Source organism: Beduinella massiliensis (assembly GCF_900199405.1).
In the GTDB taxonomy this organism is placed as follows: Bacteria; Bacillota; Clostridia; order Christensenellales; family Aristaeellaceae; genus Beduinella; species Beduinella massiliensis.
This window is the reverse complement of the sequence record NZ_LT963430.1, coordinates 2,869,343-2,893,429: the sequence shown is the minus strand read 5'-3', so window position 1 is coordinate 2,893,429 and position 24,087 is coordinate 2,869,343. Positions and strand designations below refer to the sequence as shown.

The window sequence follows — 24,087 nt, the reverse complement described above, 5'->3', positions numbered from 1 at the left end:
GGAATCGGAGAATTTTCCGGTTCCTTTTTGATGTGCCGTGGGGGGAAATCGGCGTATTTACGAAACCTTTTTCTTCGCATGCGCCTCTTCAGAGCCGCGCCCCTTTGCGGCCGCGCGGCTCTTTACGAGGCGTGCGACCGTCGCGCGAATGTCCTCCGGCGTCGTTTCGGGGTTCAGCGTGCACAGGCGTAAGACCTTCCGGCCCCGCAGCTCGGTGGTGAGTACCTGCGCATAACCGCTTTGCGTGATCTCATGGGCGATTTCCTGATTGATTCGGTCGAGCCGATGGGCGGGCACGCCTGCGGGGGCAAAGCGGAAACACACGATCCCCTGCTGCGCGGGCGAGACGATTTCCCAGTCGGGCTGCTGCCGCACGAGCTGCGCGGCGAAATCGGCCATCGCGTATCCATGCTCGATCGCCCGGCCCATGCCCTCGCTGCCTATGACCTGCAGGGTGAGCCACAGCTTCAGGCTTCGCGCAGGGCGCGTCAGCTCGGGACCCAAGTCCCAAAAGTCCGGGCTCTGGTTAAACGCACCCGCGTCCTTCAGGTATTCCGGATGTACGGCAAAACTGCGCAGAAGGTGGGCCTGATCGCGCAGGAGCACCACACTGCACCCGTAGGTTTGCATCAGCCACTTGTGTGCATCCCAGCTCAGGCTGTCGGAAAGCTCGATCCCGGAAAGCAGATGCCGGTAGCGCTTTGACAGCAGGACGGACGCGCCGAAGGCCCCGTCCACGTGCATCCACAGGCCATACGCGCGGCATATCGCGGCGATTTCGGGCAGCGGGTCGATGCTCCCCGTGTTCGTCGTGCCGGCGGTCGCGATCACGGCGAACGGCTTCTTTCCGGCGGCACTGTCTTCCGCGATGGCGGCGCGCAGCGCGCCCGCGTCCATGCGGAAGGCCGCGTCCGAGGGGACCTTTCGCACCTGATCGGCCCGAAAGCCGATGATGTGCAGCCCCTTGGCGATGGAAGAATGCGTCTGATCGGAGACGTAGGCGACGGCGGACGCCCGCTCTGCATCGCTCAGCTTAGCGTCCCGCGCGGCGGTCAGCGCGGTCAGGTTCGCCATGGAGCCGCCGGAGACGAAGAGCCCGCCGCATCCATCGGGATAGCCCGCGAGTCCGCACATCCAGCGAACGAGCGCCTCCTCTACACATCCAGCGGCGGAAGCGTTCATCCGGCACCCTGCGTGCGGGTCGAATGCATTGGTCATGACGTCGCCCATCCAGGAAAAGAGGGAGACGGGGCTGGGGATGCACGCAAAGCAGCGGGGATGCTGCACCAGTGCGTTCTTTGTGTACACGTCGCTGAGCATTTCCCGGTAGACCTCGTCGACCGGACGGCCTTCCCGCGGAATCCCGCGCGACAGGAGACGCTGGAGCGTTTCACCGTCCGCCTGACGGAGAACGTCTTCCTCGCCGATATGCCGGTAAAGCCCGAGAACCGTATCGATAAATTCCTTCATCAGTTCTCCGGCGCTGTCGATCTGTCTTTCCATCGCTGCCTCCATGGTTCTGCCTCCCTCGTACGCTTGACATTGTTCAGGCATTACTGTACCATAAAACCCGTCGATTTGTGAAATTCATTGTTTTTATGATATGGTTCAAAATAATTGATGGGAGAGCTTATGGAAATCAGAAACATCGCGACCTTTGTGCGCATCGCGGAGCTGCAAAATTTTTCCCAGGCTGCGGAGCAGCTCGGGTACTCGCAGTCCGCCGTCACCATGCAGATCAAGCAGCTCGAAAAGGAGCTGCACACGCAGCTTTTTGAGCGCATCGGCAAACACGTCAAGCTGACGCAGGTAGGAGAGCGGCTGCTCCCGCGTGCGCTGGAGATTTTAGACGCGGTGCGCGGGGCCGAAAACGTCACGCGTACGCCGGGGGACGTCACGGGCAGGCTGCGCATCGGCACGGCCGAATCCCTCCTGATCAGCGTGCTGCCGCCGATCCTGATGGAGTTTGGCCGGATTTGCCCGCACGTGGAGGTCAGCACGCACACGGCCCCTGTGTCCGATCTGTTTGACATGGTGCGGCGCAACGACATCGACGTTCTGTACTTTTTGGATCAAAAGATCGACTTCCCGGAGTGGGTGAAGGTAGCAGAACGCCCGGAAGCCGCGGTATTCGTCGCGTCGTCGGAGCATCCGCTGACCCGGGAAAGACAAATTCCCCTGGAGCGCCTGCTCAGGGAACCGTTCGTGCTCACGGAGAAGGGGATCAGCTACCGTTACGCGATGGAGCAGGCGTTGGCGGCGGAAGGCGCCGAGCTGCATCCGTTTCTGGAAACCGGCAACACCGGCGTCATCACGAAGCTGCTGCTGCAAAACCACGGGGTTTCGTTTCTGCCGGAGTTCGTCGTGCGGGATTTTATACGCGACGGCAGCCTTTCCGCGCTGGACACGACGTGCCCTGAAATCTGCATGTACAGCCAGCTCGTCTACCATCGGCACAAGTGCATCACGCCCCAAATGGAACGCTTTTTGGAGCTGATGACAAGGCACGCCAAAGATCCCTCCGCGCCGTGCGCCTGAACAGGGGAAAGAGCCGGGGTTTGCGCACTTTCGCAACTTTGGATAAGAAATCTGTCCGCCGCGTTGTTATACGGGGCGCAGAGGATAAGAACATGAGGGAGCTTAACGCGCAGGGCACCGCCCGCGCGGCCGCTTTTTTAGAGGGCAGTCTGAGGAAGAATCTTCGGCTCGACGACGCGGCGGCGGCATGCGGCTAAGTACCACGTTGAGCGAATGTTCACGGCTAGGGTAGCCTGTGCGGTTTATCTGCAAGTGCGCCGCAGGCCGCTGATGGAGGCGTGCGACGCCTCGTCGGCACGGAGGAGGCGCTCGTTGACGTCGCTGAAAATCAGCAGGCCTTCACGAAAGCGTTTCGCAGCCTGTACGGCGTACCCCGAAAGCCTACCGGAAGAAGGCGCGTTTTATCCGGTTCAGCTCCCCTTTGCGGCGAAGAAAGGGCATGACAAAAAGCGGACTGGGAAGATTCCGAAATGCCCTCTTGACACCGTCCGCCGCCGCATGTTATACTGCCCGCAGGTTCATACAGGATAGGGTTTGACGAAAATTTCATAGACATCGTGTTGCGAGGGAACTGTATAAGTTGAAAAAGGTAAGACCTGACCTCTTGACCTGTCGGTTAATACCGGCGTAGGGAAGCAATTTCTTACGCCGGTATTTTTGTCGCGTATGAAAGAGCTTCCGGGCGGCGGAGGCTCTTTCTTTGTTTGGAGGGTGAATATGTCGTTTATCGAGTGCGCGGTCAGAGATTCACTGCCCGTCTGGAACAGCTGCCTGGAAACGCCGTTTATACAGGGGCTGGCGCGGGGCGATCTTCCGCACGCGGCGTTCAGGCGGTACATGATCCAGGACAGCATCTATCTGAAGCACTATGCCCGCGCGTACGGCAAGGCCATCTATCACGCGCGTACGCTTCGCGAGATTCAGGTCTACTATGACATGCTGAATTTCGTGACGGATCGAGAGTCGGCCGTCCGCCTGAGCTATCTGAGGTGCTATGGACTTACGGACGGCGACGTCGAGCGCATGACGCCGGAACCGGCGGCGCGGCGATACATCCGTTTTCTGTCCGAGGTGGCAGAGCGGGGGGACGGCGGCGAAATCCTGACGGCACTTTTGCCCTGCATGCTCAGCTACAGCTACATCTTTCGCGTTGTCGCGAAGGATGAAGGGGCGAAGGCCTCGCGGTATTGGGACTTCATCGAGGATTACGCGGACGCGCAATACGCCCTGCGGTGCGGACAGTGGAGCGCCTTTGCGGAAGAGCGTTGCTGCCCGCGGGATGCGCGGGAGATGGCGCGTCAGCTTTCCGCATTTCGCAAGGCCAGCCTTTTGGAGTGGGGCTTCTTTCGGATGGCGGGGCCGCGCGAGGCAGATTCAAAAGCGTGATCCATCGCGCAAATGAAAAGGAGGAACCCACATGAAAAAGGTTTTGACCATCGCGGGCTCGGACTGCAGCGGGGGCGCGGGCGTGCAGGCCGACTTGAAGACGTTTTCCGCGCACGGCGTGTACGGCATGAGCGTGATTGCGGCGGTCGTCGCGGAAAACACGTGCCGTGTGCTGGATGTACAGGAGATCACGCCGGAGATGATCCGAAAGCAGATGGACGCGGTGTTCGAGGACGTCGAGGTGGACGCGGTCAAGGTTGGCATGCTCTCGTCCCCTGCATGCATGCGCGCGGTGGTCGCGGGTCTGAAAGCATACAGGCCGCGGCACATCGTCGTAGACCCGGTAATGTACGCGAAGAACGGCAGCCCCCTGATGGAGCCATCCTCCATCGGCTGCCTGATCCGTGAGGTCGTCCCCCTCGCGGAGGTGCTGACGCCCAACATTCCGGAGGCGGAGGCGATCACGGGGATGACGATTGAGCGCCTTTCGGACATGGAGCGGGCGGCCGTTCGCATCCGGTCCATGGGCTGCAGGGCGGTCGTGGTGAAGGGCGGACATGCCTGCGGAGAGGCCGTCGACGTCCTGTTCGACGGCGAACAGATCCATCGCTTTCCCGGCAGACGAATCCGGACGAAGAACACCCACGGCACGGGCTGCACGTTTTCTTCGGCGATCGCCGCCCGGCTCGCCGGGGGATGCACGGTGGTAGAAGCGGTGAGGCTGGCGAAGGAATACGTACAGGGGGCGATCGAACACGCCCTGTCCATCGGTCATGGAAATGGGCCGACGAATCACTTTTATTCCCTGTACAGCGCGGGGATTTCACAGGAGGCGCAGCATGCAGATTGACTATACCCTTTATCTGGTCACGAACAGGGACGTAATTCGGGATGCGACGCTGCCGGATGCGGTGGAGCGCGCGATTCGCGGCGGCTGCACGATGGTCCAGATCCGGGAGCAGGACGCGCCGTCCACGGACTTCCTCAGGCGGGCGCTGGAGGTGAAGCGCGTCACGGACCGATACGGCGTGCCGCTCATCGTCAACAATCGGGCAGATATCGCGCTGGCATCCGACGCGGCGGGCGTTCATGTCGGGCAGAGCGACCTGCCCGCGGCTGCGGCGAGACGGCTGATGGGTTCAAAACGAATTTTAGGCGTTTCCGTAACGACGGTCGAAGAGGCGGTGCGGGCCGAGGCGGATGGGGCGGATTACCTGGGCGTCGGCGCAATTTTTCCTTCGAGCACCAAGCCCGATGCAAAGGCGGTCGGCCTTCAGACGCTTCAAAGCATTTGCGGGGCGGTTCGGCTGCCGGTGGTGGCGATTGGCGGCATCCGCGAAGATACCGTGCCGCTGCTGCCCGCGGGCCTTGCGGGCGTGGCCGTCGTATCCGCGATCCTCGCGCAGGCGGACGTTCGCGCGGCGGCGGAGCGGATGCGTCTTTGCCTTGAGCGCGCGGGTGGACGACGCGGACGCTGACATGGAAGCGAAGAACGCGGCGCGCGCGAAACTTTTTTGCAGATTGGGGAAAACCCCTTGACCTTGAGCGCACTCCAGGGATTATAATAGGTGCAGTATATTGCGGAGGAGGAAGCGACATGGGATACTTAGGAGAAAACATCCCCAAGCTGGGGTTCGGGTTGATGCGCCTGCCGATGATCGGGGAAGAGGTGGACATCGAGCAGACCAAGCAGATGGTCGATCTGTTCCTTTCGAAGGGCTTTACGTACTTCGACACGGCGTTTGGCTATCTGGGCGGCAAGTCAGAGCTGGCCGCGGGGGAGGCGCTGGTGAAGCGCTATCCGCGCGACCGTTTTCAGCTCGCGACCAAGCTGCCGGCCTGGGCGGGCCCCAAGAACGCGCAGGAGGCGAAGGACATGCTCTTCACCTCGCTTAAACGCACGGGCGCGGGATACTTCGACTTTTACCTGCTGCACAACCTTGGCGACAAGCGCACGGAGTTCTTCGACCGCTTCGGCATCTGGGATTTCGTGGCCGAGCAGAAGGAAAAGGGCCTTCTCCGCCACGTAGGTTTCTCCTTCCACGACAAGGCGGACGTGTTGGACGAGGTGCTGACCCGGCACCCGGAGATGGAGTTTGTGCAGCTTCAGATCAACTACGCCGACTGGGAGAGCGAATCGATCCAGTCCCGCAGGTGCTACGAGGTCGCGCGAAAGCACGGCAAGCCCGTGATCGTGATGGAGCCGGTCAAGGGCGGATCGCTCGCCAACCTGCCGGACAACGTGGCGAAGGAGCTGCGCGCGGCGAATGCCGAAGCCTCGCTCTCCTCCTGGGCGATCCGTTACGCCGCCTCGCTGGAGGGACTGGTCACCGTGCTCAGCGGCATGTCGAGCCTCGAACAAATGAAGGACAACGTCTCCTTCATGGAGCGCTTCAAACCGCTGGACGAAGCCGAGCGCGAGGCCGTGGCCCGCGCGCAGCGCGCGTTGGCCACGAGCCCGCGCATCCCCTGCACGAACTGCCAATATTGCGTCAAGGGCTGTCCGCAGGGCATCGCCATTCCTGGCATCTTCAAGGCCATGAACACGAATCTCGTGTACGGAAACAAGGCGGGCGCGCAGGGGGATTACGAATGGGAAACGCGCGAAGGCGGCGTGGCGTCCAAGTGCATCGCCTGCGGCCAGTGCGAGAGCGTCTGTCCCCAGCACATCCACATCATCGAGGAACTGGAAAGGGCGAAGGCGGCGTTTGAAAAGTAAGCCCGGGCGCTCGCCTGCGTTTCGATGCGGATAAACCATGTCAGGTGCGGGGGAAATGTACGAAGAGGACCCCTTCTATGAAATCGAATGGACCGGCTTTGCCGGTGACCGGCGGCGGAGCCTGCGGCTCTGCCGTTCTTTTGTTCCTGCCGCGCAAAGGGGGCGTTCGGGCTTCCCTTCCCGCGCTTTTTACGCTATGATAAAAGCTGAATAAATATGAAATAGAAATGAGCGGGCGGCAGGAGGCATGTGCGTGAAAAAGTATCTTTCCGTGTTCCGTATACGTTTTATCAACAACCTGCAGTACCGCGCCGTCCTCTTTGGAGAGATGGCGGCAAGGTTTGGCTGGGGCATCATGGAGATCCTGGCGTTTGCGGCGTTTTACCGCGCGAGCCCGGAGTCGTTTCCGATGACGTTTTCGCAGACCGTCTCCTACCTGTGGATGCAGGAAATTCTGCTCGTGCTCTTTTCCGTCGTCTTTCAGGACGGCGAGATCTACGCGTCCCTCCGGGACGGGTCGATCGCTTACGAGCTTGTTCGGCCCATGAGTCTGTACGGCCGCTGGTTTTCCCAGTCCGCCGCCAACAGGATATCGTTTACGCTGCTCAACTGCGCCCCCGCATTCCTGCTGGCGCTGGTCGTGCCCGCGCCTTACCGCATGTCCCTACCGCCGGACGCGTTGCAGTTTCTGCTTTTTCTGTTTTCCACCGTGCTGGCGCTGGGCGTGGTGGTCGCGTTTGCGATGCTGATGTACATCTCGCTGTTTTACACGATTTCACAGCGGGGCGTCAAGATCATCGTGAGCGCCCTGACGAGCTTTCTGTCCGGAGCCGTCATTCCGCTTCCGTTTTTTCCCGCCCCGGTGCTGGCCGTTGTGGAGCGGCTGCCGTTCGCGGCCATGCAGAACATGCCGCTCAGAATTTACAGCGGCCATATCGCGGGCGCGGCGGCGCTTCAGGGCATTGCCTTTCAGGTTTTCTGGCTTGCGGCGCTGATGCTCGTCGGGCAGCTTGCGATGCGCAGCGCTCTTCAAAAAGTGGTCGTGCAGGGAGGCTGACATGCTTTACATCAAGATGACCGGCGTTCACCTCAAGAGCCAGATGCAGTACAGGCTGTCGTTCTTCCTGACTACGCTGGGCCAGTTCATCACCTCGTTTACCGCCTTCTTTGGCATTTCCTTCATGTTTTCGCGTTTTCACGCGGTGGAAGGATTCACGTACGAGGAGGTGCTTCTCTGCTTTTCCGTGGTGGTGATGGCGTTCTCCCTGGGGGAGATGGCGGGGGGAGGCTTCGCCGCTTTTCCGAGCATGATCGGAAATGGCGAGTTTGACCGCGCCCTCGTGCGTCCGCGAAGCCTGCTAATGCAGGTGCTGGCGCCTAAGATGGACTTTACGCGGCTGGGCCTGCTCTTGCAGGCGGTGCTCGTGCTTTGCTACGCCGTGCCGAAGAGTGGGGTCGCGTGGACGTGGGGGAAGGCCCTCACGCTTTGCACGATGATCCTGAGCGGCAGCATCCTGTTCTTCAGCCTTTTTTTGATCTACGCCGCCTGCGCGTTCTTCACGCTGGAGGGGCTGGAGTTTTTCAACTTCTTTACCTACGGAGGCCGGAAGTTCGGCAACTATCCGTTTTCGATCTACGGGAAGAACGCGCTGTTCTTTTTGACGTTCGTGATTCCGCTCGCGCTGTTTCAATACTATCCGCTTCTGTACCTGCTGGACAGGGAGCAGAGCGCCTTATTCGCCCTTCTTCCCCTGGTGGGGATGCTCTTTCTCGCACCCAGCTACGCGCTCTTTCGGCTTGGGCTTCGCCATTACAAGTCGACCGGATCGTGAGACGGCAAAACCGTATGCGGCCAGGTCCCCGGAAGGCTTTGCGCCCTTGCCGGGAACCTGGCTGCATCGTCACCTCTCCATCTCGTCCATGCGCTCCATGAAGCGCTCCGCCTGCTTTTCTTCGCAGCCGGGACGGTAGGCGCAGTACCTTTCGAGCGCCTCCTCCGCGTCCCAGACGACGTGCCAGCCGAGCCGCTCGCGCGCCGGCCGGTCGCAGAGCATGGCGGGGTAGGGGCAAAGCGGCAGGGCGTCCTCCGTGATGGCGGAATCGCTCTTCAGCGTGCGCCGCAGCACGCGCACCGCGCCCCGGCGGGAAAGCACGCATTCCGGCGGCGCAGAAAAGTTCCATGCGCCGGTGTAGGCATCGCCGTGTCGCAGCACCATGGCGGCAGCGCTCAGCGCGCCCGCGTAGGCGTTGAGCGGATGCATGAAGACTGCCGCGCAGCCGGAGCCGCCCAGATGCAGCGGCTCGTTCAGGCGCAGGCGGCGCATCCACTCGTCCAAAGGATCGTCGGAGGCGGCACCGTAGAGCAGCGGCAGGTGGCGTGCGCAGACGGCGCTGACCGGATCGCCCATCAGCGCGCGGCTGGCCGCGAGGAGCACCTGCTGCACGAGGCTTTCGCAAAGGCCGCTGACGTTGCGCCCGCCGGTGGCGTCGGTCTGGTCGGGCGGAAAGGCGGGCGGCGAGGCGCTGTACACCCACGCGTCGGAGCAGCGGACGATGAGCCGGACGCCCGCCTCGCGCGATTCCGTGACCAGCGTCTGCGCGCAGCGCACCCACTCCGCCGTGTCCATGCGCTTATCCTGCGGCGGGCGAGAAGCCCAGATGACGAGCTGCGGCCGTTCATGCGTGAGCACGCCGCAGAGCGCGTCGGCGCTGAGCAGCGCGGATCCGGATACCTGAGCCGTCTGTGCGCCCAAGACGCCAAGAAGCGCACGCATCCATACGGCGGGCTGATAGTCCCCGCCGATCACCACGGCGCGCAGGCCGCGGAAGGTTTCCTCCAAAAGTGCACGCATCGTATCCCTCCCGCAGAAGCTATGCGTCGGAGGGTGGAATCATGCGCGCTTGCGGCCGGCGCGGAACGAGCACCGAGAGAGCTTCGGGGGCCGCTGACCGGCGCGGAATCACGTTGGCAGGGATCCCTGTGATGTGTTATAATGAGGCTTAGAACGTGCAGGGAGGATGACTGGATGAAACGAATCTTGTGTCTTTTGCTGATGGCGCTGCTGCTCGTGAGTACGGCGCAGGCGGAAGCGATGACGATGATGGGCTACGACGAGACGAACGGGCGCGATTGGAGCCAAAGCAAGTTCTTTTCCCGCATGGCGGAGCGTACGGGCGTGTCCTTCGAGCTGCGCCAATACACGGAGCGCGAGGAATACGAAAAGGCGCTGCAAAACCTGAAAGCAGACATGCCGGACGTGCTCTTTCGCGCGACGCTGAGCCCCGCGCAGGAGCGGGAGCTGCTGGATGACGGGACGCTGATCGACCTGGCGCCGCTGCTTGAGGCGAACGCGCCGAACCTTTCGGCGCTGCTTGAGCAAAACCCGCAATGGCGTGCGGAGATCACCCTGCCGGACGGGCGCATCGCGGCGCTGCCGATGCTGACGGAGAAGGAGCGGCAGGTGGGCCTGTGGATCAACAGCAAATGGCTGGCCAAGCTGGGGATGAACGTGCCCACGACGCCGGAGGAGCTGAAGAACGCGCTGATCGCGATCCGCGACGGAGACCCGAACGGGAACGGCAAGGCGGACGAGGTCGGGCTGGACGTGACGGGCGTCTGGGCGATGAAGTGGCTGCTGCCGCTCTTCGGCATAAACGCGGACGACTACAACCTGACCACGGTGGACGGCCAGGTCGTCTTTGCGCCGACGCTCAGCGCTTACAGGGATTTTATCGAGTATTTGCACGAACTGTACACGGAGGGGCTGCTTCGCAAGGACGCGTTCACGGGGCTGAACGCCGTGCAGGCGCTGGAGGCGTCCTCCTCATCTTCTCAGAACGCGAACACGGCCGTGACCTCCGGCTGCATCGTGACGCTGGCCCCCTATGCGTCGGTCGGGATCGACGCCAACATGGACTACGAGGTGATCGTGCCCGCGACCGGCCTGTGGCGCGACATGATCGGCACCGTGGCGCGCGGCGCGTTTGCCGTCACCAGCGCCTGCGAGGATCCGGCCGCCGCGCTGCGCTGGGTGGATTATCTCTACAGCGAGGCGGGGGGCATTCTCGCCGCGGCGGGTGTCGAGGACGAGGATTACGTCACGGGCGAGGCGGGATGGACGTGGAAGGTGGATACCTACACGACCATCGACATGCTCAACGCGCAGTCCCTGATGGCGACCTCCGGCGCGATTCCCACGCCGGGGCTGACGCCCTACGACTTCCTCGGCGAGGTGGACAGCGACGTGGACCGCTATAACCGCGCGCAGAGCGAGCGGCTGCAATCGATCGCCACGATGCCGGTTGCAAGAAGCTATCTGACGCGGGAGCAGGCGGAAGAGGTGGAGACGCTGCAGCTTCGCCTGGGCGAAGCGGTGGATCTTGCGATCGGGCGCTTTGCCACGGGCGAAGTAGAACTGACGGACGAAAGCTTCGACGCGTTTGTCCAGAGCGTCCGACCGGACGGCGAGCGCCTCGCCGCCATCTTTAATGAGGCGCTGCAGGCCATACGTTAAAATGCGGGACCGCCGGAACGCGCCCCAATGGGACGCGTTCCGGCGGCTTTTGCGTTCATTGTGCGATGTTGAAAAAAGCGCACAATTATGCTATGATGATTTTGTCGAATGAGGGGCCCGCGCGCAATGCGGCGCATGGCCCTGCGTACAGAAAGAAGGTATCTATATGGCACAAACGATGCCCGCGCTGGTGAAGGCGCAGGCCGGGCCGGGACTTGAACTGCGAAGGGTCGCCATCCCCGACGTCGGCACGAACGACGTCAAAATCAAGATCCACTATACCTCGATCTGTGGGACCGATCTGCACATCTACAACTGGGATCCGTGGTCGCAGGCGACGATCAAGCCGCCGATGACCATCGGGCACGAGTTTGTAGGCGAAATCGTGGAAATGGGCGAGAGCGTGCGCGGCTATCATGTGGGCGACATCGTCTCGGGCGAGGGGCACATCGTCTGCGGGCATTGCCGCAACTGCAAGGGCGGCAAGCGCCATCTGTGCAAGGAGACGCGCGGCGTGGGCGTCAACCGCGACGGCGCGTTCGCCCAGTATCTCGTGATCCCCGACACCAACGTCATCAAGTGCGAGCCGGGCATCCCGGAGGAGCTCTGCTCCTCGTTCGACCCGCTGGGCAACGCCGTGCACACCGCGCTGACGTACGACCTCATCGGCGAGGACGTGCTCATCACCGGCGCGGGCCCCATCGGCATCATGGCGGCGGCGATCTGCTGCCACGTGGGCGCGCGCCACGTGGTCATCACGGACATGAACGACTACAGACTAAACCTCGCGCGAAGCCTCTGCCCCTGCCACACGGTCAACGTCGCGCGCGAGCGGCTGGAAGATAAGATGCACGAGCTGGGCATCTCGGAAGGATTCGACGTCGGCTTGGAAATGTCGGGCAGCGGCAAGGCCTTCAACAGCATGATCGACAACATGTACAACGGCGGAAAAATCGCCGTGTTGGGCATCCAGAGCGGCGACACGGTCGTGCCTTGGAACAAGATCGTCTGGAACTGCCTGGAGATCAAGGGCATCTACGGCCGCCAGATGTTCGAAACGTGGTACAAGATGATGGCGATGCTGAACAGCGGGCTCAAGATCGACGGCATCATCACCCATCGCTTTGGGTATCAGGACTTTGAGAAGGGCTTTGAGGTCATGAACAGCGGCCAGTGCGGCAAGGTCGTGCTCGACTGGACGCACGCTGAGTGACGGAACGAAAGGAAGCGGAGCATGAGAAAGACGGGACTGGATCTCTACCGCCAGGCGGTGGAGCAGAGCCGGGCGGACGGCACCTTTAAGGAAGAGCGCATCATCACGACCCCGCAGGCGAGCCGTATCGACACCACCCAGGCGAAGCACGTGCTCAACATGTGCGCCAACAACTATCTTGGCCTTGCAGACAACGCGGAGATCATCCGGGTGGCCAAGGAAAGCTATGACGTCTGGGGTTACGGCCTGTCGTCGGTGCGCTTCATCTGCGGCACGCAGGAAATTCATAAGCAGCTCGAAAGCAAGATCTCGGGCTTCCTGGGCATGGAGGACACGATCCTGTACTCCTCCTGCTTCGACGCAAACGGCGGCCTGTTCGAGACGCTGCTCGGCCCGGAGGACGCGGTGATCTCCGACGCGCTGAACCACGCGAGCATCATCGACGGCGTCAGGCTTTGCAAAGCCCAGCGTTATCGCTATCAGAATAACGACCTGCAGGATCTGGAGCGCTGCCTGAAGGAAGCGCAGGAGGCGGGCGCGCGCGTCAAGCTCATCGCGACCGACGGCGTCTTCTCCATGGACGGCATCGTCGCCAACCTCGCTGGCATCTGCGACCTGGCGGACCGCTACGACGCACTGGTCATGGTGGACGACAGCCACGCGGTCGGCTTCATGGGCGCGCACGGGCGCGGCACGCCGGAGCATTGCGGCGTCGTGGGGCGCGTGGACATCATCACGGGCACGTTGGGCAAGGCGCTGGGCGGCGCCTCCGGAGGCTACACCAGCGCGCGAAAGGAAATCGTGGATTTGCTGCGCCAGAAGAGCCGGCCTTACCTGTTCTCCAACACGCTCGCCCCCTCGATCGCCAGCGGCGCGCTGCGCACGTTTGAAATGCTCGAGGAGAGCACCGCGCTGCGCGACAAGGTGCACGAGAACACCCGCTATTTCCGCGAGAAGATCCGGCACGTGGGCTTTGACATCATCGAGAGCGATCATCCGATCGTCGCCGTCATGCTCTACGACGCCAAGGTCGCGACAGCCTTCGCCGCCCGCATGCTGGAGCTGGGCGTGTACGTGGTCGGGTTCAGCTATCCGGTCGTGCCGCAGGGAAAGGCGCGCATCCGCACGCAGATTTCCGCCGCGCATACGAAGGAAGACCTCGACTTCGCTGTAGAATGCTTTGCGAAGGTCAAGCAGGAAATGGGCATCTGAAAGGAAGAGCGATCAGTCGTCGCGCGCGGGGTTTCGGCCCCGCGCGCGTCTGTCATATTGGCAAAGGGGCGGGCATATCTTTCCACGAGGAGGGATGACCATGAGCGCTGAAACGCCGAAGGAAGTCATACCGGCAAAGGAAGCCAGGGAACAGCCCAAGACGCCCCGCACGCACGCGGTGACGCTGGAAAACAGGCGCCGCGCAAACGTGACAGGGGTAAATGACGTGGTTCGCTTTGACGAGCAGGAGGTCGTTCTGTCGACGAGCGGCGGGGAGATCACGCTGCTGGGCGACGGCCTGCACATCGCGCGGCTGCATCTGGAGGAAGGACAGCTCATCGTTGAAGGGGACATCACGGGCATCGAATACGGCCAACCGCAGGCACAGGCGGCGCGGGGCGGATTTTTCTCGCGCATGTTCCGATGAAAGAGGCGGCCCGCCAGAGCGGCGTGTTCCTCGCGATGCTGTATGCAGGGCTCGCCGCCGGCATCCTATATGACATCCTGCGCGGTTTTCGCCGCCTTCTTCGCGCAGGGCCCGTGCTGACAGGCGTGCTCGACGTGCTTTTTGGCCTGCTTTCGCTTCTGCCTGCGGCGCTTTTGGTGGGGTCGCTTTCGCACGAGGGGCTCCGTCCGTACATGCTGATGGGCATGGCGAGCGGCCTGCTGCTGTATCTGGCCGGGATCAGCCGGGCGGTTCAGGCGCTGCTGCGCCTGCTCGGGCGAGCCGGACGACGCTTCCTCGAGACCGGGCCAGGACGGGCAATCGCACATATAGGGCAGAAAATCGGGAAGTAAAAAATTTTTCGGAAAAAACGTGGGAACCGCCTGAAGCCGGAAGGAAATTGCCCTTTCGCTGCGAATATAGACAGACATAGTTTCACCGGAAAGAAGGGGACTCCCATGGCTTCCAGCCGTCGCCGCCGCGCACGCTTTGCTCCGAGGTTCTGGATCATCGTGATGGTGCCTGCCATCGCGCTCATCACCTGGCGTTACAGCGCGCGGGAAGCGCGCATCAACGAACAGGAGCTGACGCTCGTGGAGTTGAGCAACAGCTATTACGAGGCGTGCATGGAGGGCGTGCAGATTCGCCAGCAGCTTGAAACCGTCGGCACAGAAGCGTTCATCGAGCGTACGGCCCGCCGCGAATACGGCTATATGATGCCGGGCGAGGCGCGCTTTGTCGTGACCAATCTGCCCGAGCAGACGGAAACCGAACCGGATTTGCCGCTGGCATCGCCTGAGATGGCGGAACCCGCGCCGGATACCTCTGCGCCCGCGCAGCAGGAGCCCAACCCCGACCCGCTCTATGTCCCCGCAGCTTGAGCGGGGTTTTTTGTTCCCCTGAAACCGGCATAACAAAGGAGGAAGACACCATGCGTCTGGCAGCCATCGGAATCGGCTCCAACTCGGTTCGCCTGCTCGTCGCGGACGCCGCGGCAAACGGCGCGATCACCCCGGTTCTGCGCGATCGATGCGGCACGCGCCTTTTCGCGGGCCTCGTCGACGGCGCGCTGACCGAGGAGAGCATGGAGGTATCCGCCTCGGCCTCGCGCGAGCTGGAACGAAAGGCGCGCGAAGCGGGGGCGGGCAAGATTTACATCTTTGCGACCAGCGCAGTGCGCGACGCGAAGAACGGCGATGCATTCATAGAGCGCATCCGTTCGATGACGGGACTCACGCTGGACGTCTGCACCGGCGAACAGGAAGCATTGCTCTCCTACGCGGGCGCGGCAAAGCCCGGGTTGTGCGGCATGATCGACATCGGCGGAGGCTCGACGGAGCTGACCGTGGGGGAGGACGGCGCGGCGATGGCTGCGGTCAGTCTGCAGATGGGTGCGGTGCGGCTGGCACGCCAGCGAAGGATCGCTCATCGGGACGACTTTTACGCTGTCATCGAGCTCGCGCAGGATATCCTCGTGCGGGGCGCGGGCGGTATATTGGCCTGCCCCAGACCGCAGACCTGGGTTGGCGTCGGCGGGACGTTTACGACGCTGGGCGCAATGGATCGGGCGATCACATCGTTCGACCGCGCGCTGGTCGAAGGGCACGCGCTGACGCGGGAAATTGTGCTCTCGTGGGGTGAAAAGCTCTCGCCGATGAGCGTGGAGGAGCGAAAGCGCCTGCCCGGCCTTCAGCCGCAGCGGGCGGATATCGTGGTGCACGGGATCGCCATATTGGCCGCCTGCATGGATTCTCTCGCCATTGAGTCCATCGTCGTGTCGGATCACGGCAATCTGGATGGGTATTTGCGCAAAAAAGTTGCAAAAAAGGGTTGACATTCCACGCAGTATGGTGTATTATAGTCTCTGTCGCTGATGCGGCGCATAAATGACGCGGGGTGGAGCAGTCTGGCAGCTCGTCGGGCTCATAACCCGAAGGTCGGAGGTTCAAATCCTCCCCCCGCAACCATTTGGCGGCATAGCTCAGTTGGCCAGAGCATTCGGTTCATACCCGAAGTGTCATGTGTTCGAATCACATTGCCGCTACCAGCAAGTCCCTTGAAGACAGCAGTTTTCGAGGGGCTTTCTTGTCGTATACGGGGCTTATGCGCATCCGCCGGGCGGCCAGTCTGCGCGTTTGACAAACGTACAATCTACGCTATAATAACGATGCGGGCACTGCCCGCCAAACAGGAGGTTCATCATGCGCAGAAGATTTCAGCTTATCTCTTTGCTTGCGGCCGCCCTGCTCTGCCTCGGCGGATGCGCGGCTGAAGCCCCGGAGAAGACGGAAGAGACTGGTGGCGCGACGCTGGCGATCGTCACATCGTTTTACCCTATGTACGTCTTGACCGCAAACGTCACGGACGGCGTCGAGGGCATTTCGCTGACGAACATGGCCGAGCAGCAGACCGGCTGCCTGCACGACTATCAGCTGCTTCCGGCGGACATGAAGGCGCTTGAAAAGGCGGACGTATTCGTCATCAACGGCGCGGGCATGGAAAGCTTCATGAGCCGCGTGAGCGAGCAGTTCACGGAGCTTCATGTAATCACCGCCTCCGAAGGCGTCGAAATGATTCAGGACGCGTCGGGCGAGGAGAACGCCCACGTGTGGCTGGATCCCGTGCGCGCGGCGCAGCAGGTGCGAAACATCGCGGCAGGGCTGGCACAGGCCGACCCTGAACACGCGAAGGCCTACGAAGCAAACGGTGAGGCCTACGCCTCCAGGCTTACGTCGCTTGGGAACGATCTGCGCGCGCAGCTCGCGGACGTGAAGAGCCGTGAGATCATCACGTTCCACGAGGCGTTCCCGTACTTTGCGGAGGCGTTTGATCTGCACGTCGCGGCCGTCATCGAGCGCGAGCCGGGCAGCGAGCCCACGACGCAGGAGATCGCGCACACCGTGGATCTCGTACGGGAAAAGGGTATCGCAGCGCTGTTCGTGGAGCCGCAGTATCCTGACCGCGCTGCGGAAACCATCGCAAGGGAGACGGGCGCCGGCATCTACACGCTCGACCCGATCGTCACAGGCGACCTTGATAAGGACGCATACGAAAAGAAGATGCGCGAAAACGCGGACACGCTGGCGGAGGCGCTGAACAGATGAGCGAGCATACGGAGCACAAGGCGTGCGGGCTTTGCCGCATCGAGGTGGACGACCTGTCCGTCGTGCGCGACGGACAGACGCTGCTGCACGACGTGAATCTGCACGTGCACTGCGGCGAGCTGACGGCGCTGATCGGCACCAACGGGGCGGGCAAGACGACGCTGATCCGCGCGCTGCTCGAGGAGATTCCCTTCACGGGCACGGTGCGTCACCTCACGCAGGATGGAAAGCCCGCCGCCGCGGTGCGCACGGGTTACGTGCCCCAGCAGCTGGAGTTCGACAGGAGTTCTCCGGTGACGGTTCTGGACTTCATGGCGGCGGCGCTGTCGCGGCGCGCAGTCTGGCTGGGCGTTTCCAAACGCATGCGCGGGACCGCTTTGGAGGCCCTTTCGCGTACGGAGTGCGAAAAGCTGGCGGACAGGCGGCTGGGCGCGCTTTCGGGCGGCGAGCTGCAGCGCGTGCTGCTTGCGCTCGCCCTTTGCCCGCAGCCCGATCTCCTCATCCTCGACGAGCCGGTATCCGGCGTGGATCAAAACGGCCTGGAGTCCTTTTATCAGACCGTCGCTGCGCTGCGCAGCCACAACCACATGGCCGTGCTGCTCGTTTCACATGACCTGGACGTCGTCAGGCGCTACGCGGATCACGTGGTGCTCATGCAGGGCACAGTGCTTCGCCAGGGGAGGCCCAAGGACGTATTCGACTCGCCCGAGTTTGCCCGGGTGTTTTATGCGAGGGGGAATGAAGCGTGAGCATCCTGTACGCGGTACTGGACACGTTGCTCCCGTTCGAGTGGGCTTCGTATGCGTTCATGAAGAACGCGCTGCTTGCGATGCTGCTCATCACCCCGCTCTTCGGCGTGCTGGGCACGATGGCCGTGGACAACAAGATGGCGTTCTTTTCGGATGCGCTGGGCCACAGCGCGCTCACTGGCATCGCGATCGGCGTGGTGCTGGGGGTGTCGAGCCAGCAGGCCTCCATGCTCGCTTTCGGCATCGTCTGGGCGCTGCTCATCACGCGCATCAAGCAGCGCAACACTGCTTCGGCGGACACGGTCATCAGCGTGTTCTCGTCCACATCCATCGCGCTGGGCCTGGTGATTCTGGCCAGGGGCGGCGCGTTTGCCAAGTATTCGAGCTATCTGGTGGGCGACATCCTCGCGGTGACGCCGCAGGATCTCCTGTACCTGGCGGCGGCGCTGTTGGGGACGCTCGCGATCTGGGCCTACGTCTTTAACCCCCTGCTCCTCACCAGCGTGAACGCTTCGCTTGCGAGCAGCCGGGGTGTTCGCGAACGGGCGGTGGAGTACGTGTTCGTCGTGCTGGTGGCGGTGACGGTGATGCTCTCCATTCGCTGGGTCGGCATGCTGCTGATCAACTCCCTCCTGATCCTGCCCGCAGCCGCTTCGCGCAACGTAGCAAAAAACGCGGCCTGGTACATCCGCCTTTCCGTGATCTTCGCGCTCTTCGCGGGCGTGGCCGGGCTGATCGCTTCGTATTACCTGAATACTTCGGCGGGCGCGGCGGTCGTGCTCATCTGCGCCGCCATCTACTTCGTCACCCTGCCGCTCAAAAAGAAATAGAAAAACGCAAAAAAGAAGGTCCAGCTTTACGGCTGGACTTTTTGCGCGCCGGCCCGCTGGCGCTTCTTTTTTCGGTAGGCGCTGGGCGTCACCCCTTCGATGGACTTGAACACCTTGGAGAAGTAGTTGTAATCCGGGATGCCGACGGCTTCCGCAATTTGCTGGATGGAATCGTCCGAGAGCTCCAGCATACGGCAGGCGACCGCGACGCGGCGAGAGGCGATCAGGCGCGAAACGGTCATGCCGCTTTCGCTCGCGGCGATGGCGCAGAGCTTTGTCTTGCCGATGGACAGCGCGCGGGAAAGCGTATCGAGCGAAAGGTCCGTCGCATAATAGCGGTCGATGTAGCCCAGAAGCCGGTCGCCATCCGTCTGAGCAACCTGCTCGAGCAGCCCCTGCAGGCGCACCTCGCTGACGCAGGCGTGGACGATCTCGGCGCAGGCGCGGATCTCTTCGGTCGAAAGCGTTCGCAGGTCGTAAAAGGCAGAGCGCAGCGTGTCGGGCGCCGGATGCCAGCGGCAGCAATCGCGCGTGTGCTGCCACTGCAGCTCCATGGGCGTATTGTCCAGCAGTTGGCCGAACAGGATGGTCGCGACCGTGCGCCCGCCCTCCGTCACCGGTACGGCGACCTCGATGAGCCCCGCGTGACAGCGGTATTGGTACATGCCCTCGCCGTCCGATGCGCGCAGGATCATTTCGCGGTCGCACGTCGTGCAGCGCTGAAACCCGCCCGGCGCACGCTTGAGCTGCATGCAAAAACCCGTTTGATAGCTCGCGGTGTAGATTTCGCGCGCCTGCTCGTCGAGCAGCGCAAACTTGAGCCCGGTGATCCGGTGCATATTGTCCAGTAAAGCGGCGAGACTTTTAAGCCTTTCGTCATGAAACATCGGTGATTTCTCCCACCGTTTCTGAAAACATTTTAGAAGAATTGACCTTATTATAGCATTCTTTCTACATTTTTGAAAGATATTTCTAATTTTCGGAAAAATTTTTCCTAGTCCATCAAAAAAGAAAAGAATACAATGAAATCAACAAAGGAAGCCCCGTGGGTTTTGCCGCGGGGGGACGACGACAGGGAGGTTTTTTCATGAAAAAGCTGCTTTCCATTCTGATTGCCGCGACGATGCTGCTCGGCTGCGTTGCCGCCGCGTCCGCGGACACCGTTGTGTACTGGTCGATGTGGGAATCCACCGAGCCGCAGGGCATGGCCATTCAGGCCGCGATCGACGCGTATCAGGCGGCGACGGGCAATACGGTAGACGTGCAGTTCAAGGGCCGCACGGGCATCCGCGAGGGCCTGCAGCCCGCGCTGGACGCCGGAACGGTCATCGACCTGTTCGACGAGGACATCGACCGCGTCAACAAGACCTGGGGCGCCTACATCATGGACCTGGAGGAGCTCGCCAAGAAGAACGACTACGAGGCGACCGCGATTTCCGGGCTGATGAGCGCCTGCCGCGAGGTTGCGGGCGGGACGCTCAAGTCCATTCCGTATCAGCCGAACGTCTTCGCGTTCTTCTACAATCAGGAGATCTTCGACGAAGCGGGCGTGACCGAGCTGCCGACGACCTGGGCGGAGTTCCTGGATGTCTGCCAAAAGGTAAAGGACGCGGGTTACGTGCCGGTCACGAGCGACGACGCGTACATCATCGAGAACTTTGGCTATCACCTCTCTCACCTGATCGGCGAGGCGGGCACGCACGACGTCGTCATGAACGGCAAGTGGGCGGAGGAGCCGGCGGTGCTGAAGGCCGCGCAGGACTTTGAGGATATGGCGAAGAAGGGCTACTTCTCCCCGACGATCGCTTCCTCCGTGTGGCCGGCCAACCAGAACGGCGAGCTTGCGCTGGGCGAGGCCGCGATGTACCTGAACGGCTCCTGGCTGCCCAATGAAGTCAAGGGCATGACCGGCCCGGATTTCGTATGGGGCTGCTTCGGCTATCCGGCGCTCGAGGGCGGCATGAATGGCCCGGAGGCCGCGAACTACGGCGCACAGGTTTTTGCGATCAACAAGGATTCCAAGGTGGCCGACGCCGCGTTTGAGCTGATTCAGTACATCACCAAGGGCGAGTTCGACCAGAAGCTTTCCCAGGACTCCATCGGCATCCCGGCGGATACCACCAATACCGAGTGGCCCGCGATGCTGGCCGGCGTGCAGCCGGTGATGAACAGCCTGACGACCCGCTATTCCTGGGGCGCGGGCATCGAGGACAACGTCGACATGACCCCGATCATCAAGGCCAACGTGCAGAAGCTGTTTGGCGGACAGATGACGGCGCAGGAGTTTGTCGACGCGATGGAGGCTGCCTCCTCCGCGAAGTAAGCTGAAAAAATGACTGGGCTTTTAGGGCGGCGGGCGTGAGCCCGCCGCCCTTCAAAAAACGTAAACCTCGAAGGGGGATCGACATGAAGAAAAGCAAGACGATGATCGTCGCCTTCCTGACCCCGGCACTGCTCTTCTTTGCCATCATATTCGTCTATCCGATTCTGCGGACGCTCATCATGAGCCTGTTTTACGTGGAAAACGTCACCTCTTCGATGGATCAGTGGCGGTTTGTGGGGTTGGATAACTTTCAAAAGCTGATCGACACGAGCCTCTTCCGTATCTCCATGTACAACCTGCTGCGCATCTGGCTGGTCGGCGGCATCGTGGTCATGGCGATTTCGCTGCTGTTCGCGGTCATCCTCAACAGCGGGATCCGGTTCAAGAAGTTTTTCCGGGCCATCATTTACCTGCCGAACCTGATCAGCGCGGTGGCGCTGGCGACGATGTGGCTTCAGTTCGTGTACGCCGCGCGCTACGGCCTGCTGACAAGCGTGTTTTCCGCGCTGCATCTGGACGGCCTGGCGGCGATTCAATGGACGGATGCGGACCACAAGTTCTGGGCGCTGCTGTTCGCGTATTGCTTCGGCATGGTGGGCTACCACATGCTGATCTTCTCCAGCGGCATCGAAAAGATTCCGCTCGAATACTACGAGGCTTCCACCATCGACGGGGCGAACAAGCCCCAGCAATTCCGCTACATCACGCTTCCGCTGCTGCGCGGGGTGTTTAAGACGAACATCACCATGTGGTCGATTACGTCCGTCGGATTCTTCGTCTGGTCGCAGCTCTTCTCGAACGTGACGGCAGAGGTGACGACGATCACGCCGATGGTCTACATGTACCAGATGATCTTCGGCGCGGGCAATACCGTGACCGAGCGCAACGCGGGCCTGGGCGCCGCGATCGGCGTGCTGCTCGCGATCTGCGTAGTGGCGGTGTTCATCGTGACGAACAAGTGCATCAAGAACGACGAATTGGAATTCTGAGGAGGTGAACAAAATGACGACGGCGAATATCAAAAAACCGAAGGAAAAGAAGATTCACGAGAAGGTCAACTGGAAAAAGGAGCTGCGCCTCGCGCCCGGCTACATTTTGCTCACGCTGTGGATTCTGTTCACGTTCGTGCTGCTGGGGTGGATTCTGGCGGCGAGCCTTTCCACCACGAAGGACATCTTCAAGGGCAACGCGCTGAGGTTTCCCTCCGGCCTGCACTTTGAGAACTATGTGAAGGCGTGGACGAGCCAGAACGTGTCGACGTTCTTCATGAACTCGCTGTTTTACGCGTCGATTTCAACGGTGCTGCTCATCCTCGTCGCGTCGCCCGCCGCATACGTGCTGTCCCGGTTCAAGTTTTTCCTCAACCGACCGGTTCAGAACGGGTTTGTAGCGGCGATGGGCGTGCCGGTCGTGATGATCATCCTGCCGCTCTTCGGCGTCGTGACGCAGATGCAGCTGCTCAAGCAGGACATCACGGTGCGCCTGCTGATGATCTTTCTGTACGTGGGCATCAACGTGCCGTATACCACGATCTTCCTGCTCACGTTCTTTTCCAACCTTTCGCGCTCCTACGAGGAGGCGGCCGCCATCGACGGGTGCCCGCCCATGAAGACGTTTTGGAAGATCATGCTGCCGCTCGCGCAGCCCGGCATCATCACGGTGTCGATCTTCAACTTCATCAACGTCTGGAACGAGTACTTCATGTCGCTCATCTTCGCCAATTCGGACAAGACGCGCCCGGTTGCGGTGGGTCTGTATACGATGATCAACTCCATGAAGTACACGGGCGACTGGGCAGGCATGTTCGCTGCGGTCATCATCGTGTTCCTGCCGACGTTCATCCTGTACCTGTTCCTGTCCGAGAAGATCATCGCGGGCGTGACCGGCGGCGGCGTCAAGGGATAAAGCAAACGGACGGAGAGATGTTATGGAGAACAAAATCATTGAAATCGCGCGCCGGTTTATGCTCCCGCAAGGGGAGGTGCAGGCGGAGCCGTATGGAAACGGGCACATCAACGACACGTTCCGCGTGACGGTGCACCCGGACGGCGGGGTGGATTCGCGTTTCATCCTGCAGCGGGTGAACCGCTACGTCTTCAAGCGGCCTGTCGAGGTGATCGAAAACATCGAACGCGTGACGGATTATCTGCGCAAGGTCATCCTGCGGGACGGCGGGGACCCGGCCCGTGAGACGCTGACGATCGTGCGGACCGTGAGCGGCACCTCCTACGTGGAGGACAGCGAGGGCGAGCTGTGGCGCATGTATCTGTTTATCGAAGACACGATTTCTCGCGACCTGCCCGACACGCCTGCGCTCTTTGAGCTCTCCGGCGTCGCGTTCGGCAGGTTCCAGCGCCAGCTGGAAGGGTTCCCGGCGGAGTCGCTGCACGAGACGATTCACGACTTTCACAATACGCCCGCGCGCTTTTCGCAGCTGATGGACGCTGCGGTGCACGACGCCGCGGGCCGCAAGGGCGAGGTCGCGGAGGAACTGGCGTTCTGCGCGCAGTACGAGCAGGAGGTGCACGCGCTGCTTGACGCGCTGGGCGCGGGCGAAATCCCGCTGCGCGTGACGCATAACGATACGAAGCTCAACAACGTCCTGCTCGACGCGAAGACGGGGCGCGGGGTATGCGTGATCGATCTGGATACGGTCATGCCGGGGCTTGCGGCGTACGACTTCGGGGATTCGATTCGTTTTGGCGCAAACACTGCGGCGGAGGACGAGCAGAACCTGGCGAAGGTGCACTTTTCTCTGGAGATGTTCGAGGCGTTTGTGCGCGGTTACATCCGCGAGGCGGGCGGCGTGCTGACGCAGCGCGAGGTCGAGCTGCTGCCCATGGGCGCGAAACTCATGACGCTGGAATGCGGCATGCGCTTTCTGGCGGATTATCTCAACGGAGACAAGTACTTCAAAATTCACAGAGCAGGCCACAACCTCGACCGCGCGCGCACACAGTTTGCCCTGGTGCGAAGCATGGAGCGGGGCTGGGACGACATGCTGGAAATCGTCAGACGGGCTTGACGAAATACGATGCCGCAGGCGGGCGCCTG

Annotated in this window: 24 protein-coding genes and 2 tRNA genes; 23 read left to right on the top strand and 3 right to left on the bottom strand. The window is 61.7% G+C overall.

All coding sequences use genetic code 11. The features are described 5' to 3' along the window. Positions 1–57: 57 nt before the first annotated feature. Positions 58–1,515: an aminotransferase class I/II-fold pyridoxal phosphate-dependent enzyme gene (locus C1725_RS14065; RefSeq protein ID WP_102412202.1), complete on the bottom strand. Its 1,458-nt coding sequence runs from the start codon at positions 1,513–1,515 to the stop codon at positions 58–60. Between the two features lie 117 nt (positions 1,516–1,632). On the opposite strand from C1725_RS14065, the gene C1725_RS14060 reads away from it, so the two are divergent. From C1725_RS14060 to C1725_RS14030, 7 genes are all read left to right on the top strand, one after another. Beyond that, positions 1,633–2,538, top strand: a complete 906-nt coding sequence (locus C1725_RS14060; RefSeq protein WP_102412201.1) for a LysR substrate-binding domain-containing protein — start codon at positions 1,633–1,635, stop codon at positions 2,536–2,538. A gap of 717 nt (positions 2,539–3,255) precedes the next feature. Next, on the top strand, positions 3,256–3,924 hold the full coding sequence (locus C1725_RS14055; RefSeq protein WP_102412200.1) for a thiaminase II/PqqC family protein: 669 nt from the start codon (positions 3,256–3,258) through the stop codon (positions 3,922–3,924). Positions 3,925–3,955: 31 nt separating this feature from the next. Next, entirely contained in the window at positions 3,956–4,774 is an 819-nt protein-coding gene (gene thiD / locus C1725_RS14050) for a bifunctional hydroxymethylpyrimidine kinase/phosphomethylpyrimidine kinase (protein ID WP_102412199.1), read from the top strand. Continuing rightward, positions 4,764–5,402, top strand: coding sequence for a thiamine phosphate synthase (gene thiE, locus C1725_RS14045; RefSeq protein ID WP_102412198.1), 639 nt, complete (start codon positions 4,764–4,766; stop codon positions 5,400–5,402). Before thiD ends, thiE begins: the two co-directional genes overlap by 11 nt. Before the next feature lie 119 nt (positions 5,403–5,521). Continuing rightward, on the top strand, positions 5,522–6,643 hold the full coding sequence (locus C1725_RS14040; RefSeq protein ID WP_102412197.1) for an aldo/keto reductase: 1,122 nt from the start codon (positions 5,522–5,524) through the stop codon (positions 6,641–6,643). Between the two features lie 253 nt (positions 6,644–6,896). Continuing rightward, positions 6,897–7,700, top strand: a complete 804-nt coding sequence (locus tag C1725_RS14035; protein ID WP_102413348.1) for an ABC transporter permease — start codon at positions 6,897–6,899, stop codon at positions 7,698–7,700. A 1-nt stretch (position 7,701) separates the two neighbouring features. Further along, positions 7,702–8,475: an ABC-2 family transporter protein gene (locus C1725_RS14030; protein ID WP_102412196.1), complete on the top strand. Its 774-nt coding sequence runs from the start codon at positions 7,702–7,704 to the stop codon at positions 8,473–8,475. 69 nt (positions 8,476–8,544) lie between these two features. Here C1725_RS14030 and C1725_RS14025 read toward each other — a convergent pair whose 3' ends face one another. After that, positions 8,545–9,495, bottom strand: coding sequence for an NAD-dependent epimerase/dehydratase family protein (locus C1725_RS14025; protein WP_102412195.1), 951 nt, complete (start codon positions 9,493–9,495; stop codon positions 8,545–8,547). 174 nt (positions 9,496–9,669) lie between these two features. Here C1725_RS14025 and C1725_RS14020 point away from each other — a divergent pair, with 174 nt between their 5' ends. The 12 genes from C1725_RS14020 (at position 9,670) to C1725_RS13965 (ending at position 18,710) form a co-directional block, all read left to right on the top strand. Beyond that, positions 9,670–11,157: a type 2 periplasmic-binding domain-containing protein gene (locus C1725_RS14020; RefSeq protein WP_102412194.1), complete on the top strand. Its 1,488-nt coding sequence runs from the start codon at positions 9,670–9,672 to the stop codon at positions 11,155–11,157. A gap of 166 nt (positions 11,158–11,323) precedes the next feature. Next, positions 11,324–12,370: an L-threonine 3-dehydrogenase gene (tdh, locus tag C1725_RS14015; RefSeq protein WP_102412193.1), complete on the top strand. Its 1,047-nt coding sequence runs from the start codon at positions 11,324–11,326 to the stop codon at positions 12,368–12,370. A 21-nt stretch (positions 12,371–12,391) separates the two neighbouring features. Beyond that, positions 12,392–13,582, top strand: a complete 1,191-nt coding sequence (locus C1725_RS14010; protein WP_102412192.1) for a glycine C-acetyltransferase — start codon at positions 12,392–12,394, stop codon at positions 13,580–13,582. A gap of 100 nt (positions 13,583–13,682) precedes the next feature. After that, the gene (gene yabP, locus C1725_RS14005) at positions 13,683–14,009 is read left to right on the top strand and encodes a sporulation protein YabP (RefSeq protein WP_346026686.1); all 327 of its coding nucleotides are present in this window, start codon (positions 13,683–13,685) and stop codon (positions 14,007–14,009) included. Then, positions 14,006–14,380 carry a spore cortex biosynthesis protein YabQ gene (gene yabQ, locus C1725_RS14000; protein ID WP_102412190.1) on the top strand — a complete coding sequence of 125 codons (375 nt, stop codon included), beginning with the start codon at positions 14,006–14,008 and terminating at the stop codon, positions 14,378–14,380. Before yabP ends, yabQ begins: the two co-directional genes overlap by 4 nt. Before the next feature lie 105 nt (positions 14,381–14,485). Further along, positions 14,486–14,908, top strand: a complete 423-nt coding sequence (locus C1725_RS13995; RefSeq protein WP_102412189.1) for an FtsB/FtsL family cell division protein — start codon at positions 14,486–14,488, stop codon at positions 14,906–14,908. 50 nt (positions 14,909–14,958) lie between these two features. Next, positions 14,959–15,861, top strand: coding sequence for a Ppx/GppA phosphatase family protein (locus C1725_RS13990; protein WP_102412188.1), 903 nt, complete (start codon positions 14,959–14,961; stop codon positions 15,859–15,861). Positions 15,862–15,917: 56 nt separating this feature from the next. Then, positions 15,918–15,994 (top strand) — tRNA-Met (locus tag C1725_RS13985). Between the two features lie 3 nt (positions 15,995–15,997). Continuing rightward, positions 15,998–16,074, top strand: a tRNA-Met gene (locus C1725_RS13980). 154 nt (positions 16,075–16,228) lie between these two features. After that, on the top strand, positions 16,229–17,131 hold the full coding sequence (locus C1725_RS13975) for a metal ABC transporter solute-binding protein, Zn/Mn family (RefSeq protein ID WP_102412187.1): 903 nt from the start codon (positions 16,229–16,231) through the stop codon (positions 17,129–17,131). After that, positions 17,128–17,880: an ATP-binding cassette domain-containing protein gene (locus C1725_RS13970; RefSeq protein WP_102412186.1), complete on the top strand. Its 753-nt coding sequence runs from the start codon at positions 17,128–17,130 to the stop codon at positions 17,878–17,880. The genes C1725_RS13975 and C1725_RS13970 overlap by 4 nt, the downstream gene beginning before the upstream one ends. Beyond that, a complete protein-coding gene (locus C1725_RS13965; RefSeq protein WP_102412185.1) occupies positions 17,877–18,710 on the top strand; it encodes a metal ABC transporter permease in 834 nt (277 codons plus the stop codon). Before C1725_RS13970 ends, C1725_RS13965 begins: the two co-directional genes overlap by 4 nt. A 26-nt stretch (positions 18,711–18,736) precedes the next feature. Here C1725_RS13965 and C1725_RS13960 read toward each other — a convergent pair whose 3' ends face one another. Further along, positions 18,737–19,597, bottom strand: a complete 861-nt coding sequence (locus C1725_RS13960) for a PocR ligand-binding domain-containing protein (RefSeq protein ID WP_102412184.1) — start codon at positions 19,595–19,597, stop codon at positions 18,737–18,739. Positions 19,598–19,797: 200 nt separating this feature from the next. Here C1725_RS13960 and C1725_RS13955 point away from each other — a divergent pair, with 200 nt between their 5' ends. The 4 genes from C1725_RS13955 to C1725_RS13940 all read left to right on the top strand — a co-directional run bounded on the left by C1725_RS13955 (position 19,798) and on the right by C1725_RS13940 (position 24,058). After that, positions 19,798–21,033, top strand: coding sequence for an extracellular solute-binding protein (locus C1725_RS13955; RefSeq protein WP_102412183.1), 1,236 nt, complete (start codon positions 19,798–19,800; stop codon positions 21,031–21,033). An 83-nt stretch (positions 21,034–21,116) separates the two neighbouring features. After that, positions 21,117–22,022: an ABC transporter permease subunit gene (locus tag C1725_RS13950; RefSeq protein WP_102412182.1), complete on the top strand. Its 906-nt coding sequence runs from the start codon at positions 21,117–21,119 to the stop codon at positions 22,020–22,022. A 13-nt stretch (positions 22,023–22,035) separates the two neighbouring features. Continuing rightward, on the top strand, positions 22,036–22,938 hold the full coding sequence (locus C1725_RS13945; RefSeq protein ID WP_102412181.1) for an ABC transporter permease subunit: 903 nt from the start codon (positions 22,036–22,038) through the stop codon (positions 22,936–22,938). A 22-nt stretch (positions 22,939–22,960) separates the two neighbouring features. Next, positions 22,961–24,058 carry a phosphotransferase gene (locus tag C1725_RS13940; protein ID WP_102412180.1) on the top strand — a complete coding sequence of 366 codons (1,098 nt, stop codon included), beginning with the start codon at positions 22,961–22,963 and terminating at the stop codon, positions 24,056–24,058. Positions 24,059–24,087 lie beyond the last annotated feature (29 nt).